Here is a 17996-nt window from a genome sequence, read left to right on the forward strand (position 1 = left end):
CAGCCTCAGCAGTTTTAGGCATGACTCCCTTTAATTACACGCTCTCTGCCTCTGCAGACTATGATATACTTTCGTATAGCGCTTGATGATAGACGAAAGTGCAGCATAACTCTGTGGATGAAGGGGGCTTTTTGCCATGAAAATACGTCTAATGCCGACTTTGTTGACAGCCATCATATCGGCCGGATTGCTTGTAGGCGGATGGTTCATATACCGAAATGCAGCAGATATTAAGCCGCTGGAACGAATTGCAGCTGGAGCGCCGGGCGTCGTTGACGCGCAGCCGGTCATCGGCCGAAGCGACGTAACCATTGACCTCAAGCTGGAACGAGACGCTAACGTCCGGGACGTTTACGATACGATTGCTTCGCAGGGCGAATCCATTATTGGCAGCCGCGAGCTGACATTGAATATTGAAGATACGAATACCTCCAAGAAGCTGGAGGACGTATGGGCATCCACCCTCTTCGACGTTGCGCAGGCGATGGATCTTCGGGAGTATGCCGGTATTCCTGCGGCTATGAAGCAGGTACAGAACCGTTTTCCAGGTATCGCAGCCAATTCAGAGATGGATGAAACGAATGTGTATATCACGCTGAAGGACAGCGATTCAGTGAAGCATATCGTCCTGCCGCGCACGCCGAATCCGATGGGGGTGTGGCCAAATGCGTAAATATGGGAAAGAGATCGTGATCGGATTTGTGCCGGTCTTCATTTTATTTCTGCAGTTCGCAATCGGCATTAACATGATGCCGTTTATTCTGTTCGCTTGCATTGCAGGCGGCCTATTGTTTATGGCGAAGTCGCGCGGGCATCTGGCGACAGTAGGCGGAGATCGCAAAAGCAAGACTTCTGTGCCAAGGCAGATGACCTTCGAGGAAATCGGCGGTCAAGACCATGCGAAGCAGGAGCTTCGAGAAGCGCTCGATTTTCTCGTTCATGTGGAGCAAATATCGAAATTCGGCATTCGCCCGTTGAAGGGCATTCTGCTTACCGGGCCTCCGGGAACGGGCAAGACGCTGCTCGCGAAGGCGGCTGCCGGTTATACGGATTCGGTCTATCTCGGGGCGTCCGGCTCCGAATTCGTTGAGATGTATGTCGGCGTCGGTGCAAGCCGAATTCGAGACTTGTTCAAGGAAGCCCGGCAAAAGGCGGAGAAGCAGGGTAAGAACAGCGCCGTGATCTTCATCGACGAGATCGACGTCATCGGTGGGAAACGCGACGGCGGACAGCAGCGCGAGTATGATCAGACGCTCAACCAGCTGCTGACCGAGCTTGATGGCATCCATACGACGGATTCGCCGCGCATACTGCTGATTGGCGCCACGAACCGTAAGGAGATGCTGGACAGCGCGCTGCTTCGTCCCGGACGATTCGACCGGCACATTGCCGTTGATTTGCCAGACAAGAAGGGCCGCGCGCATATTCTGCACCTTCATGCGCGCAATAAGCCGCTTGACGGCGACGAAGTCAATCTGGAGAAGATCGCCGAAGAGTCTTACGGGTTCTCCGGCGCTCAGCTCGAGAGCGTGATGAACGAAGCGGCGATCTACGCGATGCGCGAAGACGGCGAGACGATCAGCCAGCGCCATCTCTCCATGGCGATTGATAAGGTCATGATGGGCGAACGAACCGACCGCGAAGCGACGAACGAAGAGCGGGAGCGGGTTGCGCTCCACGAGCTCGGCCATGCGATTGCAGCTGAGCTGGTGCGGCCGGGGAGCGTCTCGCAGGTAGCGCTGCTGCCGCGCGGCGGGGCACTCGGCTATGTGCGCCATAATCCGCAGCAAGACAAATATTTGTACACGAAGCAGTTTCTCGAGGGCCAGATCATGATTGCGCTCGGCGGGGCTGCGGCGGAAGAAATGTTTTACGGCGAACGAAGCACGGGTTCCAGAGGGGATTTCGATCAGGCGATGAGTATCGTTCGCTCCATGGTTGAATCCGGGCTTACGGAACTAGGCATTATCGATGCTTCGATGATGACGCCCGATAAATGGGCGGCCGTGAATGGCTCAATCTTGAACGATTTGATGCAAGATGTTAAAATGCTGCTTGAGGCGAATCGAGGCGTTTTCCTCTCGGCGCTGGACGTTCTGATCCAGGAAGAGACGTTAAGCGGCGACCAGTTCCGGTCGTTGCTGCAGCAATTTTCAACAGAACAGCCGTTATTGGCGCAATAATACGTAAGAAGGCAGAGCAATCGTCTGCCTTCTTATTTCTGCGTAAAAACGGTATACTATAGGAAGATAGTTGGAGGTGTGCAAGTTGACAGCAGTACGTAAAGTAGGCGTTATAGGCGCAGGTACGATGGGGCAAGGCATCAGCGAAATGCTTGCATCACGGGGCTTGGATGTGTGCATGGTCGAGCAGAACGGCGAGAAGCTCGCGCAAGCCATGGGCTTGATCGAACAAAGTTTGGACAAGCAGATGGAACGGTGGGCGGTAACGGCCGCGGAGAAGAAGCTGATCATGAACCGGATTCACCCTAAATCATCCTTTCATGAGCTTGCGGAATGCGAGCTTGTCATAGAAACCATAACCGAAGATTTGGAAAACAAGCTTGCGGTCTTCAAAGAAATAGATGCGATTTGCGGTCCTGATGTTATTCTGGCGAGCAACACGTCAACGCTAAGCATGACGGAGCTTGCAAGCGTGACGAAACACCCGGAGCGGGTCATCGGCATGCATTTCGTATATCCCGTAATCAAAGCGGATATGGTAGAAATCGTACGCGGTCTCCGAACCAGCGATGCGACGTTTGAACGGACGAAGGCATTCGTAGAGTCGACGATCCACAAACAAGGCGTCATGGTCTTCGAATCGCCGGGCTTCGTCACAACGCGTTTGATCTGCCTGTTCATCAACGAGGCGCTGCATGTGCTCGAAGAAGGCGTTGCTTCTGCAACCGACATCGATTGCGCGATGCGGGTCGGTTATTCATTCCAGCACGGTCCTTTCGAGATGGCGGACCGTTTCGGTCTGGATTTCGTCTTGGCCTCTCTCGAGCGGATGTTCCGCGAATTCGGAGAATTGAAATACCGTCCTTCCTTCATACTGAAGAAAATGGTTCGAGGCGGTCAGCTCGGCGTGAAGAGCGGAGCCGGCTTCTTCAACTATGATAAGGATGGTGTTCGGCTATGATGATTCTTGTGATGAACGCGGGAAGCTCATCGCTTAAATATCAAGTGTACAACATGCTGAACGAGACTGTCCTGGCACAGGGCAGGGTTGAACGGATCGGCATGGACGCCTCCATTTTGACGCATGAGCCGACAGGAGGTACGGAAGTCAATCAAGTCAGCGAAATCCTCGATCATAACACGGCGGTTCGCAAAGTCATCGATGTTCTGACCCACCCGGAGCATGGCGTCATCCCTTCCATGGATGCGATTCAAGCCGTCGGCCACCGTGTCGTGCACGGCGGAGAGAGTTTCAAGGCATCGACGCTTGTCACTGAAGAAGTGAAGAAGGAAATTCGCCGATTGTTCGACCTGGCGCCGCTTCATAACCCGCCGGCCATGATGGGTATTACAGCCGTCGAAATCAACCTGCCGAACATTCCGCAGGTCGTCGTGTTCGACACGGCGTTCCATCAATCCATGCCGCAGGAGACGTTCCTTTATCCGATCCCGATGGTGCTCTACCGCCGCCACAAAATCAGACGCTACGGCTTCCACGGCACGTCGCATGACTACGTGAGCAAGCAGGCGGCGAAGACGCTCGGACGTCCGCTTGAATCGCTTAAGATGGTTACATGCCATATCGGAAACGGTGCTAGCTGCGCAGCGATCCTGAACGGTAAAACCTACGACACCAGCATGGGCCTGACTCCGCTGGAGGGGCTGATGATGGGCACGCGCAGCGGCGATATCGATCCCGCCATCGTACCGTTTACGATGAACAAGGAAGAATTGTCGCTCAGCGAGGTCAACTCCATGCTGAACAAGCACAGCGGGCTGCAAGCGATCAGCGGCATCAGCAGCGATATGCGCGAGATCGTGGAAGCCATGGAGGGCGGCGATAAGCAGGCGAAGCTTGCGTTCGATATGTATACCTATCGGCTGCGTAAATATATCGGTGCTTATGCGGCAGGCATGAACGGGCTTGATGCAGTCGTATTCACGGCAGGCGTGGGCGAGAACTCTGTCGCAGTTCGCAGGGCGGTCTGCGAGCAATTATCCTTCCTTGGCATTGAATTGGACGTGGAACGCAACCAGATCCGCTCTAAAGAACCGCGGTTCATCACGAAAGACGGCTCCCGCGTGCAGGTGCTGGTCGTTCCGACGAACGAGGAACTATTAATCGCGCGCGATACGTATCAATTAGTGAAGGCCTAAACGAGCTGCCTATGAGGGCAGCTCCCATTATCGAAGGGACGGATCATAGCGATGCGAAAATTAACGACAATCAGTCAATTGAAAGACGCAGCAGGGCAGTCCGTATGGATCGGCTGCTGGCTGAACGGCAAGCGCTCCAGCGGTAAAATCCAGTTTCTGCAGCTGCGCGACGGAACCGGCTACGTGCAGGGCGTTGCCGTCAAGAGCGAGCTGCCGGAATCCGTATGGGAATCAGCCGGCAAGCTGACGCAGGAGAGCTCGCTGTACGTGAAAGGAACGGTTCGCGAAGAACCGCGCAGCCAGTCCGGCTACGAGCTGACCGTGGAAGATATCGAAATCATCCAGCTGACGCAGGATTATCCGATTACGCCGAAGGAGCATGGCGTCGACTTCCTTATGGACCGCCGCCATCTCTGGCTGCGCTCGTCCAAGCAGCGCGCCATTCTTGTTATCCGCGCGGAGATCATACGCTCGATCCAGCAGTTCTTCGATGAGCATGGCTTTACGCTGGTGGATCCGCCGATTCTGACGCCGTCCTCAAGCGAAGGGACGACGAATTTATTTCACATTAAATATTTTGACGAGGATGCGTATTTGACGCAAAGCGGCCAGCTCTATATGGAAGCAGCTGCGATGGCGCTTGGTAAAGTATATTCCTTCGGCCCGACGTTCCGCGCGGAGAAATCCAAGACCCGTCGTCATCTGATCGAATTCTGGATGATCGAGCCGGAGATGGCGTTCGTCGACCATGAAGAGAACCTGCGCGTGCAGGAACGTTTCGTTTCCTTCGTCGTGCAGAACGTGGTCGCGAACTGCCGCAAAGAGCTGGAAACGATCGGCCGCGATATTAGCAAGCTTGAAGCGATTCAGGCGCCGTTCCCTCGTATTACATACGATGAGGCGATCGCGTTCCTGCAGGAGCGGCAGCATGAAATTCAGTGGGGCGAAGACTTCGGAGCGCCGCATGAGACAGCGATAGCCGAGAGCTATGACCGTCCCGTGTTCATTACGCATTATCCCGCTTCGTTTAAAGCTTTCTACATGAAGCCTGATCCCAATCGCCCGGAAGTCGTGCTGTGCGCAGATATGATCGCGCCGGAAGGCTATGGGGAAATTATCGGCGGGTCGCAGCGGATCGACGATCCGGAGCTGCTGGCTGAACGGTTCCAAGAGCATGAGCTCTCCACCGAGGCTTATCAGTGGTATCTCGACCTGCGTAAGTACGGTACGGTCCCGCATTCCGGCTTCGGATTGGGCTTGGAGCGGACGGTTGCATGGATTTGCGGATTGGAGCATGTCCGGGAGACGATTCCGTTCCCGCGTCTGCTGTATCGCTTGTATCCGTAAGGTTGGTCAGGAAAGGCCTGGGAAGTAGCCAGGCAGAGGGGAGAACTGACCGGTGAAAAACGAAATGTGGAAATCTTATGCGCGCGGGATGGCGGCTGCGATGAATGGCGGCAGCGTCGTTGTCCCGGCCGGTCTGCTGCGCGCTTACCGAAACATTGGCCTCAGCGATACCGAAATGATGCTGCTTATGCAGCTTATGCTGTTTCGGCAGGTGGAAGAGACGGCGTTTCCGACGCCGGAGCAATTGGCAGAGCGGCTTGGCATACTGCCAAACGCCGCGCATCAGCTGCTCGGGCGCCTGATGAAGGAAGGGCTGCTGACCATCGATGAGGAAATCGATGCGGAAAGCGCCATGCGCGTAGAACGGTACAATTGGACCGGCTTTATGATCCGCAGCGCGGAGTGGCTCGCCGAGGAAGCACGGAAGTCTGTCGAAGAAGAACGCGCGAAGCCGCAGCATGCTGTTCCGCGCGCAGCAGCGGCACAGCCGGCCGAGAGAGCAAGCGATTTGTTTACGGCGTTCGAGCAGGAGTTCGGCCGGCCGCTGTCTCCGATGGAATGTGAAACCATCAGCGCCTGGGTGGATCAAGACCGCTATCCCGATGAGCTCATTCGCTTCGCATTGAAGGAAGCGGTGTTCGCAGGCAAGCTGCATTTTCGCTACATTGACCGGATCTTGATTGAATGGAGCCGCAACCGGGTGACGAATACCGACGAGGCCAAAGCGCATACGCAGAAATTTCGCGGCGGGCGCAGTTCGTAAAGGAACGGCGGGCGTCAGTTCGTAAGAGAGCCGCAGCCGCAGTCTATAGGGTAGCAAAAAGACGTCTTCCACGGCCACGGGGGAGGCGTCTTTTTGTGCTGCGGTCTCTCTGTTTGGCTATGTACGCGGGCGGCAAATTATGATAAGCTGAGTACTAATTAAAGTACCTTAAAAAGAAATTCAAAAAGTATCGGAGGCATTTCCGATGGATATTCCTTTTGTAACGCCCAAATCGATGGGAGAGGCGATTCGCAGGCAGATCCGCACCGCGCTTCACGCCAAGCCCGGTTCCACGACGGCCGAGATTGCCAGCATGACCGGCGTTAGTTTTCCGACAATCAGCAAAACAATCGATGAAATGAACGAGCAGCATGAAGTGCTGCTAACCGGGCTTGCGACGTCAAGCGGCGGCAGGCGGCCGAAAACCTATGCGCTGAATCCGGAATACCGAATCGGCTTGACCGTCTATCTGGAGAAGGATTTCATTGTCTATTCCGTCATTAACTATAACGGCCAATTGATAGAGCGGCAGCGGCTGCCCGGCGTGATGACAGAGGGCCCGGATGCCTTAACGGCTCAAATCGCTCCGTTCGTGCAGAGGTATGAGAATCTGCACACGCTGACGTTCGGCGTTCCGGGTGCGGTCAACGAAGGCCGATCGTTCTATATTCCATCCTTTGCCGCGTTCAAGGATTTTGATTTCAAATCCTATTATGAAGGCCATTTCAACAAGCATGTGCTTGTGGAGAATGACGTGAATGCAGCGGTAGTGGGCTATCAGGACCTGCTTCAAGCGGGCAAGAACGAATCCATTGTCTATGTGTATTTCGGCAGGCGAGCGCTTGGTGCAGGCATCCTGTTGAATGGCGAGATCGTGCGCGGAAGCACGTTCTTCTCGGGCGAAATCTCGCTTCTGCCGCTCTATGATGAGAAAAGCCTGCTGCAGGCGGTCCGTGAGCCGTCCTTGATCGTGGATGCGCTAAGCCGTCTCGTTGCCATCATGGTCGCAACTATTAATCCGTCGCGCGTCATTTTCTCCGGCGAGCAAATGGACGGGCTCAGCTTGGAAGACATTGTCACGCGAAGCGGGCATTATGTACCTCGTTCGATTCTGCCCAAGCTTGAGCCCAGCGAGTGGGAGCCGGATTATTTGCATGGTTTGCAGTGCTTGACGGTTCGCAACATGCTTGCTTCAGGAAGCGTAAAATGATCGCACAGGGGAGGTAACACGAATGCTTCAGCATCATGAAATGAAATGGTTTGCCGCACATGAGGAAGTCAAAGCGCTCTTCCAAACGACGCTTAACTGCGAGGTGCTTCTAGCCGTATCACGGAACGAAGAGCTGGTTGCGAAGGTGGACGACTATGCCAGGCAGTACAGCCGGATTTCTCTCGCCGGCGGCAACCAGAGCGGGAAGCTCATTGCGGCCAAGGGTTACCGAATGCCGCCCAAAGAGATGGTTATTCCTGATCCCGACGCGAAAGAATGGATTTACGTGGTCTTCGATCACACTTCTTATTTGAAAGTGTTTGCCGGACCTGTCGGCGCGAACGGCGCGGTCGAGTGGTCGAGCGGCGATGCCGTGACGGGCTGAGCAGGAAGACGCCAAAGCCGTGCATCAAGACAATAGTTACATGCAGGTAAGTAGGTAATCTTAAATTGCGTACTTCCAAACCGCTCTATTATTGGTTATAGTTTCATATGCAGACGCTATCATGTACAAATTGAAGGAGTGGTCGCAGTGGAATACAGAGTGCTTGGACGTTCCGGATTACGGGTAAGCGAGGTAAGCTTGGGCTGTTGGGCGATCGGCGGGCCTTCATGGCGCGACGGCGAACCGGTCGGTTGGACGGGCAATGACGATAACGAATCCGTTACCGGCTTGAAACGCGCATTTGAGCTGGGCATTAATCACTTTGATACGGCGGATGTATATGGAGACGGGCATTCGGAGCGCGTTATCGGACGCTTCCTGAAGGAAGTGCCTCGCGATAAAGTCGTGATTGCTTCCAAAGTCGGCTGGTTCCGCGGAACGGCGCCTAATGCCATGCAGCCGATCCATATCCGGCATCAGCTGGAGCAATCGTTGATGAATTTAGGTACGGATTATTTGGATCTTCATTATTTCCATAATACGAATTTCGGACCGAACGACGTTTATTTGGAGGAAGCGGCCGACATGATGCGCCAACTGCAGCAAGAAGGCAAAGTTCGCGTAATCGGGCAATCGGGCTACGGCTATCAGGATTTTCTTCGTGTCTGTCCCGTTACGCGCCCTGATGTGCTGCAATTCCACTATAACGCGTTCGGTAATGCCTTCGATCAGCCAGGTACGAATTTGTTCCGGTGGGCGGATGATCAGAATCTGGGAATCGTGCTGTTCGGACCGCTTGCCCAAGGGCTGCTGCTGGACAAATTCGATCCGGAGCATCCGCCGAAATTCGGCGAAGGCGATATCCGGGCAACGAACACCGCGTATACAAAGGAGCGGCTGCTGGAGATTCGCCGCAAGCTAGGGCCGATTAAGGAACGGTTCGGCGCGGAGGTGCAGGATCTGGTGAGGGTCGCAATTCAATTTGCCATCGCCCAATCGCCGAATGCTTGCGTCATCCCCGGCTTCAAGAACGAAAGACAGGTCGAGTCTAACGCAAAAGGTGCCGGCAACCCGCTGAGCGCCGAAGAAACGGCCTTCATTCGCAGCATCATACAAGGCTCTTAAGATTAGCGAGAAGCGTCCATTTCAGTTCTTTGAAATGGACGCTTCTTCATTAATTCGACAGTCCAAAGCGGCGGGAAGGGGCTGTCAGCAAGGGAGTACATCCAAGCAGCACTATTCGCGGGGAGTCAGCGTTAGAAGTGTTCCGTAATCATGACGAATAGCGCCGGTATCAGCTAGGCTGCTGCCGACGCTATTGCGATCAAGTGAAGCGCGTGTCAGATGATAAACATCGCCACGACGGTCGTAACACTCAGGCCGATTAAGACGGGCTTGAGGTTGCGGCGCGCCAGCTCGAACGGGCTGACGCCGCAAATGGCTGCGGCTGGTATAAGCGCCCACGGGATCAAGGTGCCGCCTCCGACCCAGATTGCGGCAACCTGACCCAGAGCGGTCAACGTCGCTGCGCCTGTGCCGATGGCGGATGCGAAGAGCTGGGCAATGGAGCCCGCCAGCGAGATGCCGGAGAAGCCGGAGCCGTCCAAGCCTGTTATGGCACCGGTTACGGTCAAGGTTACGGCACCGATCGCTTGATTCAGCGGAACGTGATTGGCCAGCGCCACGCCGAGATCGTTAACGATGCCGTGGGAGCCTTCGGGAAGTACCTTGCCGAACAGCTCCGTGAAGGCAGAATCGCCGAGGTAGAAGAAGGCAGCGATCGGAATGACCGGACCGAACACCCTGAATCCGAACTGGAAGCCTTCAATCAGATAGGTGGTCGTCTGCTCTAAGCCTTGATTGCGATGCGCGAGCATGGTCACGAGCAGAAGAATGAAGACGGCCGTTCCGCCGACAAGCGCCGTAGCATCGCCGCCTTGCAGGTTCAAGACGAACATGGCGACAACGTCGACGACGAACAGCAGCGGAATGAGCACGGCAAGGACGCGCTTCCATAGGAAAGGCAGCTCGATGCGCGCTTCCTCCATTGCGGTTACTGGGCTCGCTTCCGTGACCAGACCGTCGCGCCATTTGCCCTTTGCCATGTCTCGGCGCATCATCCAGAAGGCGGTTGCGGTCGTGACGACGCCCATCACGATGACGAGCGGAACGCTCGCTTCCATGACGGCGGATACAGGCAATCCTGCCGCATCGGCTGTCAGCTTAGGCGCGCCTTGGATAATATAATCGCCGGACAGCGCAATGCCGTGTCCGAACAGATTCATGGCCATGGCGGCGCCAAGTGCAGGCAAACCGACGCGTACAGCGACGGGAAGCAGCACTGCGCCGATCAGCGCGACGCCGGGCGACGGCCAGAAGAACCAGGACGTAACCATCATGATCAGGCCAATGCCCCAGAAAGCGAGTGTCGGCGTCCGCATGAAGCGCGTTAGGGGCGCGACCATCATTTCATTGATGCCTGTCTTGATGAGAACCCGGCTCATCGCCACGATGATGGAAATGATGAATATCGTACCGATCAGCTCTTTCGTCGCGTAGATAAAGCTGTTGAATATGCCGCTGACCGAACCGCTCAAGCTCTCCGTCGCCAGCCATCCAAGCGCGAAGATGCCGACCACGCAGACGAGCGTCGTATCTCTTCGCTTTATCAATACCCCTAGGATTAGGACGATAAAAGCAAGGTAAACCCAGTGCAGCGGAACGAGTTGAAATTCCACTTGAAACCCTCCCTTTGGCATAGAATACATCTATGGTTATGCATCATATGCGGGCCGGAGAGTAGGCGTTCGCCGCGTATCCGCGCAAGTGCGGGGTAAAATTGCAGGTAGCCGATCGCGGGCTGGATTCATATATATACAAGGGGGCAGCTCGTCTCACCATGATGTCAGCAGAGGAGGTGGAGGGAGATGAACAGACAGGCCTTTTTCGAGATGCTGATTCCGATCGTCAAGCAGCTTCAAGCTGAAGGTTCGCCGCTCTTTCCTTCCGTGCGGCTCGCGCAAAGCTGGCTGGAAACCGGAGGGAACATTCCGTATTGGAACAACCTGGGGGGATATAAGCCGGGAAGCGGCGTGCCGAACGGGTACTGGAAAGGCACGGTCGTGAACAAAAGGACGTGGGAAGTCATCGACGGTAAGCGTATTACAGTCGTGACGGCCTTTCGTGCGTACGACAGCATCTACGATTTTTACAAGGACCAGGACCTGTTGTTTGCAGGCAAACGCTATGCAGCGGTAAGATCGGCGGGAACGCCGGTGGAGCAGGCGCGCATGCTTCAAGCCAGCGGCTATGCGACAGATCCGGATTATGCCGATAAAATCATTCAGATTTTAAATGCAAGCGGATTGATGCGTTATGACTTACGTGCGGAGGAGGAGGAGCCAATGACGGCAGACGAGAAAAAAGCTTTTGACGAATTAAAAGCGGCGGTAAGCAGCTTGGCAGCGGACAATGAAGCACTGAGAAGCGACCTGGATAGCCAATTGATTACGATCCAAGCGCTGCAGGTGCAAGCGATTCAACTGGAGGCGCTCCATAAGCTGGACGTGATTCCGGCTTGGGCGAAGGAAGCGATGGACTCCGCGGTGAGCAAGCATCTGCTCGACTCGCCGAAGAACGGCAGCTATGATTTTTACCGAATGATGACCGTGCTGCATCGGGCCAAATTGCTGTAAACGGCCGCTCTTGTCCATCCTTGCGGGTGGCATGCGACAGATTTTGGGGTTAACTGTTATTGTCCTGCCCGGAGATGAGGTGTACACTATGAATATCTTTTTCGACAAATTTCGTAATATATCGATTTCTACGGGGCAGGAGATTGGGAGTTTTGAAAAAAATAGGACTTGTTATGAGAAAGATTCAATTTGCTGAGGCGCAAGGTCCCCGCGTATTCGCAGAGCGTCTGCAGACGATCGGCCGCGAGCTGGGCGTGGAAGTTGTCTTCATTTCGCCGGACCGTTACGTCAGCGATTACGATCAGGAGAAGGGCTTCGAGTATGAGAAAGGCGATCTGTGCAATTACGACGTCGTCATCGAGAAGCTGCAGCAAGAGAAGATTGAGCATGTCATTTATACGGTTTCCGGGTTTTCGTTCCTGAAGCTGTTTTTCGAGAAGAGCGTGCTGTTTCCTCATTCCTACCCGAATCCAAGCCTGACAGGACATGAGATGATGCGCCCATTCTACGATATTGTCGATAAAGCCATCGTGCATACGGACTACTTAAAGCAGAGCTTCCGTGATGATTTCAACGTGACGGATGTAGATGTTATTCCGATTGGATTCGAGGAGCGTCTTGCCTTGGAGCATTACGATCCTTCTCAGGTCGTGGGGAACCGTGTGCTCTGGATCGGCCGGGATGAGCCGAATCGGAGACCGGATTTGCCGCTCGCCTATGCGCGCAGCAATCCCGATGTCGAAGTCGTCATGGTCTTCGGAGGAATGCGGTACAAGGAGAGCATGAAGAAATACGAGATTCCTTCTAACGTGAAGATGCATTTTGCACTCAGCCGGCCCGAGATCTTCGAGCTGATGAACTCGGCGAAGGTGTATTGGAGCAGCTCCGTCTTCGATACGTTCGCGATGCCGCTGTCCGAGGCGATGGCAATGGGTAAGATTGTCGTAAAGCCGGAGCATCCCTGCTATGGGCATATTTCCTCCAGCCACACATTTGCAGGGAACGAGAAGAACTGGCCCGAGATCGTTAATATGGCGCTGGCCTCCTCTACGGTCACTTCGGACGATAACAGGGAGCATGCGTTCCATATGTTCTCGAACACGGTAATGAAGCAGGGGTATGAACGGTTTTTTGAGAATTGGCTTTAAGTGCATCATCGATAGGATTACGTATGAAAGCCGGGCGCTTGATGGTCACGGCTTTTTTGCTGCTGGCATAAATTGATATTGATACGAACAAGTGTTCCATATTATACTCAAACTAACCGAACAGAGGAGTGGATTGCCATGACGGATAAGGATATCGGGCAGACGGTGAGTATCATTTACATGGATAATAAGGGGCGGTTCTCGCAGCGACGGATTCGCATTGATGCCGTGCAGGAAGGTATCGTGAAGGCGTTCGACCTGGAGAAGCGGGCCCCTCGCGTCTTTAAAGCTGATCATATTCTTGCAGTGGAGCGCTTGAAGCGGCATGCGGGTTAATTCCTTGTTAGCGGCGGATTTTGAACTTGCCGTAATCGATGACGATGATTCGTTTCTTCCTAGTGACGGCTAAATTTCTTCGATTCATTTTCCCTTTCTTAGACATCGGGTCAAATGCTTTAATTTTGTGTTTTCTAAACTTTTTAATTAACCGTTTCAAGTTTCGCTCATTGCTCTTCGTTTTTCGGAACTTGGACTTGTACTTCTTCATGACCAGCCATCGGTACTTCGAATCATACTTCTAGATCTCGCCTAGATACTTTCTGAGCTTGCGGGCGTATTTATAAATCTTCACTTCGGTTTTATTGCTCTTGACACCGCTCTTGGAAAGAGCCAGCTTCAGAACCGAATTATGTGAGAGGTCATATACAGCTCGGTTATTGCCGCTTGCGATCTCCCTCTTCTTGCGCGCCGAAATAATCAGCTTCTCGTTCATCTCCTGCGCCTCCTCGCAGACATTATATTCAGGAACTAAAGTTAATGTTTTCTTAATGGATGACGGAACATAGCCATGATCGTTTATCTGGTTTTATCGAAGAGAAATTTGAGTGGCTCATACATTTCTTCTATTGGATGCCATAGGGTTCACTTGCTGAATCCACAGGCTAATAGACTTCATGGTTATATGCCCCTTTCTGACAAAAGCCCATGCATTATAGACGAACTGACATATACTGCGGTGTACCTAAACTTAAGGGAGATGAACACATGGGTTACGGAATGGGTAATGTAGGCGGTGCAGGTCAAGGTTGCGGCCCTGGTTACGGTGGCGGGTACGGTGCTGGATTTGGCGCAGGGGGTATTCTCGTATTGTTCATTTTATTGGTAATCATTACGCGTTCCGTCCTGTTCTAGAATAATCGGAGAACTGTTATCCCTCTAGGCGCTGCCCTCCTGGTTCCAATAGTGTGATTTAAGAAGGCCTGCTCTGGACTGGACAGCAGGTCTTTTTTACATGCGAATAGATGAACGTGAAGCCTCCAAGCCGTAATATTGCCATTCGAGTTAAGAAAATTTTCCCGCTTGCATTTAAGGGCATGCGAGACTAAAATCGGTTTAACAAGATGATCCGCCGCGCACAATAAGGCTGAAGTTATGGAGGTGAAGAAACCATGGCCCAAGACATCAATATTCCGGCGATATGCAACTCTACGAAATTGAGACGGGCTCAACGTCATATTTCGCGCCTCTATGATACTTGCCTTGCAGAGACGGGGGCGGGGCTGAAGGGAACTCAATTCTCCATCTTGGGTTATCTCAAACAAGAGGGACCGAGGACGATGGTGGAACTCGCAGAGCTGATGACCATGGATCGTGCCACGATCGGACATAATCTCCGGCCGCTCGAGCGTGATGGATTGGTACGTATTCAAGTGAGCGATTCCGATCGGCGCGCCCGTATCGTATCCATTACCGATGAAGGTCTTAGACGGGTCGAAATCGGAAGGCCTGGATGGGACCGAGCTCAAGCTGAATTCGAAAGGCAGTTCGGCGCTGAACAAGCAAAGTCAATGAGGGATATGATGGACGATGTCGTTAGCCTTTCCTTTACCGACTCACGAACCGGCTGGTCTGCCGAAGAACGATGATGAGTCGTCGTCATCGTCGATCTTCTTCAGGCATAAGGCGTATTGCGTGAATGCAAGAGCAAGCACACCAACTTGCCTGGTACGGTTCCTTCTGATATTGCTGACGCACTTAAGGCAGGAAACCCGCCGCCCCCAAGACTCCGCGCTCGACAAAGGCGGCCGCTTCACCGCGTGGGAGCAGCCTGAACTTTTCACGAGAAAACTCCGCATACGCTAATTCCCATAAACAACGTGATATCATTCTCATCGAAAACACGCAAAAGATTAGTCATTTCCAAATGGCATAATCTTGCCAATAACACCGAACGGAAGGCTTGTTCGGCGTGATGTATTTGTATGGATATGGCGAATTTTGTCTATACTTTGGCTTATGGTAGTCTGGCCTCAGGAGCATTTCCCGGAAGAAGCAGACGACTACAGAGTGTTCATCTTGTTCCCATGGGGGCCGATTTCATGCAGGACTGTTACCAGGACGTCGTTCTTGCCTTGGGAAATCCAACCGATCTCGTTGTGTATCAGCTGCCGCCCCAATATGGAGAATCCGCGGTTTGCCTCTTTATTGAAACGCTTGTGGACAGAGACAAGATTGAACGTCTTATTCTTCGTTCGCTTCTTGCAGCGAACCGCACTGGCGAACAGTCTCAGCCGAAGCTCGATTTGGCAGGAATCAAGAATTTGATCCCGATCCCCGACATTACTGAAGCTAAAGACACTGACGCATGCATTAACGGACTGCTGAACGGACAATGCCTGCTCACGTTTGGGGAAGCGTCAAATGCCTGTTTCCTGCTGGACGTTCTGAAGGTCAATCACCGAAGCATCTCCGAACCGAAAACCGAAGCAACCATCCGTGGACCGCGGGAAGGGTTTACGGAAGCGTTGATGATTAATATTTCACTGGTGCGAAAGCGTATAAAAAATCCAGCGCTGCGTCTGGAATCCTATCAAATCGGTGAGAGTACCTCAACCCAAGTCGTCCTGCTCTATCTCGAGAATCTCGCGTCGAACGACATTGTCGGCGAATTTCGAACACGCATTCAATCCATACATACCGACAGCATCCTGGAAAGCGCCTATCTAGAGGAATGGATGCAAGGCGGCGACGCCAGCCCGTTTCCTACGATGCTGAATACCGAGAGGCCGGATATCGTGGCGGCCAACATACTCGAGGGACGCATTGCCGTTTTTACGGACGGTACACCGATGGTGCTCATCGGGCCGGTTACCTTTTTTCAATTTTTCAGCTCGCCCGAGGATTATTATCAAAAAGCAGGCATCGCCACCTTAATCCGTTTCGTGCGATTTGTCTCGTTTCTACTCGCGTGCTTTACGCCGGCGCTGTATATTGCGGTGATTACGTTTCACCAAGCTTTGCTTCCGACATCCTTGCTCATTAGCTTGTCCGCGCAACGAGAAGGCGTACCGTTTCCCGGCTTTGTGGAGGCGCTGCTCATGCAGCTTGTATTCGAAATTCTGCGCGAAGCGGGGCTGAGGATGCCGAGGATTGCGGGGCAGGCCATCTCGATCGTCGGCGCCTTGGTCATCGGACAAGCCGCAGTCGAAGCCGGGCTTGTGTCCGCAGCGATGGTAATCGTCGTCTCGCTAACGGCCATCGCGAATTTCGTGACGCCGATTTATACGTTCGGCATTGCGCAGCGATTGATTCAGTTCGGGTTCATGCTTCTTGCCGGATTCATGGGCTTGTTCGGCATCTTATGCGGCGTCCTATTCGTGCTGCTTTATCTTGCTTCGCTGCATTCCTTCTCCGTCCCGTATTTGTCTCCTTTCGCGCCGACGACGGTCTCCGACTGGAAAGATACGCTGATTCGTGCCCCTCTGCAGCGGATGCGCACGTTCCCGGCTGCGATGCAAACCAAACGGAAAAACAGGTGATCTTCGATGCGCAGGAGGTTCGGGCGAATTCGCGTTCGCACGGGAACGGCAATTGCCGTATGTTTAGGGATTCTGATCGGGCTTAGCGGCTGCTGGGATCAGAAGGAAATGAACCAGCTGGCTATTATCAACATGCTCGGCATCGACAAGCATCCGGATGACCCGACGCTCGAGTATTATTACCAGACCATTAATCCTTCCGGATTCGGGTCGAAGCAGGGCGGGGGAACGATTTCGCCCGTCTATACCTATAAAGTCGTAGGAAAGGTCCCTCACGCGAGTTCAACCTACGAGGTATCGGACATTCTTCCAAGGCAAGTGTTTCCCGAACATTTGCAGGCGATCGTCCTTTCGGAAACCTTCGCCCGCAATCCAAAGAGAATGACGGTATTGCTGAATTCGTACGAGCTGCAGATGAATCGCCGGGCAAACGTCGACTTGGTCATCACGAATTCGCCGATGAGCTCCGTAATGAATACCTACGTTCCTTTTGAGAAAATTCCGGGAAAATCGCTAACGCAAATCATTGACATTCAAGCGAAGGGCTCTGCACGGGCGGTCCAACGCTCCAGGTTCAAAGACTTGATCGAACATACCGCAAGCACGAAGGCAACCGTCATTAATGCCATCCGCGTGTATGATCCGAAAACAGATCGTACGACGAAGAATTTGGAGAAGATCGACGCCTACCGGCAGAGCTTTGTTTTGGACGGGGGAGCTGTTTTCGTCAAGGATCGAATGGTCGGGAAGATGTCCATCAACGACATCAAGTGGTACGCCTTCCTGACGGGAAACGCGGATGCCTTTCTCCAACCGCTTGCGCCGGAGGGTTATTCGATCGAAGTAGAAGCCGGCCATGTCAAGGTGAAGAAGTCTTTCAAGCTTGCGAACGGAGCTCCGGCGCTTGACTTCCATATTACCGCTGAATTAAGAATGCGCAGCAACAATCTGCCCAGGCAGATGGGTAAGGATACGCTTCATCTGATCGAAAAGGCGTTCAATGAAACAGCGGAGAAAGAAGCCGTAGCTTTCATCAACATGGCTGCTGCGAAGCGCTGGGACGTATTGGGCCTTCAAGATCAAATCGCTTATAAGAGAGCTGCGGCGTGGAAGAAGGCTTTGGCGAAGGATCCGGCCTTATGGACGAAGACCCGATACGAGGTTAAGGTGCAGTCGAACCTGGTTACAGGAGGAATGCTGACGAAACCGTATTTATTGCATTACAAGGAGGAGTAGGCGTGCAGCAACGCTTAACAGGCTGGCAAACCTTTCTGCTGGTTTTGTCGTATA

At 53.4% G+C, this 17996-nt stretch carries 18 protein-coding genes; 16 read left to right on the forward strand and 2 right to left on the reverse strand.

The window, feature by feature from the left end:
* Nucleotides 1-136 precede the first annotated feature (136 nt).
* The 9 genes from KXU80_RS01630 (at nt 137) to KXU80_RS01670 (ending at nt 9170) form a co-directional block, all read left to right on the forward strand.
* A complete protein-coding gene (locus tag KXU80_RS01630) occupies nt 137-673 on the forward strand; it encodes a hypothetical protein (RefSeq protein WP_219836575.1) in 537 nt (178 codons plus the stop codon).
* Nucleotides 666-2183, forward strand: coding sequence for an AAA family ATPase (locus tag KXU80_RS01635; protein ID WP_219836576.1), 1518 nt, complete (start codon nt 666-668; stop codon nt 2181-2183). Before KXU80_RS01630 ends, KXU80_RS01635 begins: the two co-directional genes overlap by 8 nt.
* A gap of 127 nt (nt 2184-2310) precedes the next feature.
* Entirely contained in the window at nt 2311-3144 is an 834-nt protein-coding gene (locus KXU80_RS01640; protein WP_219838813.1) for a 3-hydroxyacyl-CoA dehydrogenase family protein, read from the forward strand.
* Nucleotides 3141-4340 (forward strand): acetate kinase, encoded by a 1200-nt coding sequence (locus tag KXU80_RS01645; protein ID WP_219836577.1) that lies wholly within the window; start codon nt 3141-3143, stop codon nt 4338-4340. Before KXU80_RS01640 ends, KXU80_RS01645 begins: the two co-directional genes overlap by 4 nt.
* A gap of 51 nt (nt 4341-4391) precedes the next feature.
* Nucleotides 4392-5687, forward strand: coding sequence for an asparagine--tRNA ligase (gene asnS, locus KXU80_RS01650; protein WP_219836578.1), 1296 nt, complete (start codon nt 4392-4394; stop codon nt 5685-5687).
* Nucleotides 5688-5739: 52 nt separating this feature from the next.
* A complete protein-coding gene (locus KXU80_RS01655; protein WP_219836579.1) occupies nt 5740-6450 on the forward strand; it encodes a DnaD domain protein in 711 nt (236 codons plus the stop codon).
* 205 nt (nt 6451-6655) lie between these two features.
* Nucleotides 6656-7660: an ROK family transcriptional regulator gene (locus KXU80_RS01660; RefSeq protein WP_219836580.1), complete on the forward strand. Its 1005-nt coding sequence runs from the start codon at nt 6656-6658 to the stop codon at nt 7658-7660.
* A gap of 22 nt (nt 7661-7682) precedes the next feature.
* Nucleotides 7683-8045: a hypothetical protein gene (locus tag KXU80_RS01665; RefSeq protein WP_219836581.1), complete on the forward strand. Its 363-nt coding sequence runs from the start codon at nt 7683-7685 to the stop codon at nt 8043-8045.
* 147 nt (nt 8046-8192) lie between these two features.
* A complete protein-coding gene (locus tag KXU80_RS01670; protein ID WP_219836582.1) occupies nt 8193-9170 on the forward strand; it encodes an aldo/keto reductase in 978 nt (325 codons plus the stop codon).
* A 215-nt stretch (nt 9171-9385) separates the two neighbouring features.
* Here the strand turns inward: KXU80_RS01670 and KXU80_RS01675 are convergent, their stop codons facing one another.
* The gene (locus KXU80_RS01675) at nt 9386-10783 is read right to left on the reverse strand and encodes a hypothetical protein (protein WP_374987735.1); all 1398 of its coding nucleotides are present in this window, start codon (nt 10781-10783) and stop codon (nt 9386-9388) included.
* Nucleotides 10784-10972: 189 nt separating this feature from the next.
* On the opposite strand from KXU80_RS01675, the gene KXU80_RS01680 reads away from it, so the two are divergent.
* The 3 genes from KXU80_RS01680 to KXU80_RS01690 all read left to right on the forward strand — a co-directional run bounded on the left by KXU80_RS01680 (nt 10973) and on the right by KXU80_RS01690 (nt 13224).
* Nucleotides 10973-11740: a glycoside hydrolase family 73 protein gene (locus KXU80_RS01680; RefSeq protein WP_219836583.1), complete on the forward strand. Its 768-nt coding sequence runs from the start codon at nt 10973-10975 to the stop codon at nt 11738-11740.
* A gap of 152 nt (nt 11741-11892) precedes the next feature.
* Complete coding sequence (locus KXU80_RS01685) at nt 11893-12888, forward strand: glycosyltransferase (RefSeq protein WP_219836584.1); 996 nt, start codon at nt 11893-11895, stop codon at nt 12886-12888.
* A 138-nt stretch (nt 12889-13026) separates the two neighbouring features.
* A complete protein-coding gene (locus KXU80_RS01690) occupies nt 13027-13224 on the forward strand; it encodes a hypothetical protein (protein ID WP_219836585.1) in 198 nt (65 codons plus the stop codon).
* A 241-nt stretch (nt 13225-13465) separates the two neighbouring features.
* On the opposite strand, the gene KXU80_RS01695 is transcribed toward KXU80_RS01690, so the two are convergent.
* Complete coding sequence (locus KXU80_RS01695; protein ID WP_219836586.1) at nt 13466-13660, reverse strand: hypothetical protein; 195 nt, start codon at nt 13658-13660, stop codon at nt 13466-13468.
* Between the two features lie 272 nt (nt 13661-13932).
* Between KXU80_RS01695 and KXU80_RS01700 the strand changes: the two genes are divergently transcribed.
* The 4 genes from KXU80_RS01700 to KXU80_RS01715 all read left to right on the forward strand — a co-directional run bounded on the left by KXU80_RS01700 (nt 13933) and on the right by KXU80_RS01715 (nt 17942).
* Entirely contained in the window at nt 13933-14079 is a 147-nt protein-coding gene (locus KXU80_RS01700; protein WP_219836587.1) for a YjcZ family sporulation protein, read from the forward strand.
* Between the two features lie 257 nt (nt 14080-14336).
* Nucleotides 14337-14813 (forward strand): MarR family winged helix-turn-helix transcriptional regulator, encoded by a 477-nt coding sequence (locus tag KXU80_RS01705; RefSeq protein ID WP_219836588.1) that lies wholly within the window; start codon nt 14337-14339, stop codon nt 14811-14813.
* A 453-nt stretch (nt 14814-15266) separates the two neighbouring features.
* Nucleotides 15267-16706 carry a spore germination protein gene (locus KXU80_RS01710; RefSeq protein WP_219836589.1) on the forward strand — a complete coding sequence of 480 codons (1440 nt, stop codon included), beginning with the start codon at nt 15267-15269 and terminating at the stop codon, nt 16704-16706.
* 6 nt (nt 16707-16712) lie between these two features.
* On the forward strand, nt 16713-17942 hold the full coding sequence (locus KXU80_RS01715) for a Ger(x)C family spore germination protein (protein WP_219836590.1): 1230 nt from the start codon (nt 16713-16715) through the stop codon (nt 17940-17942).
* The last annotated feature ends 54 nt before the right edge of the window (nt 17943-17996 follow it).

The organism is Paenibacillus sp. R14(2021) (assembly GCF_019431355.1).
Classification (GTDB): Bacteria; Bacillota; Bacilli; order Paenibacillales; family Paenibacillaceae; genus Paenibacillus_Z.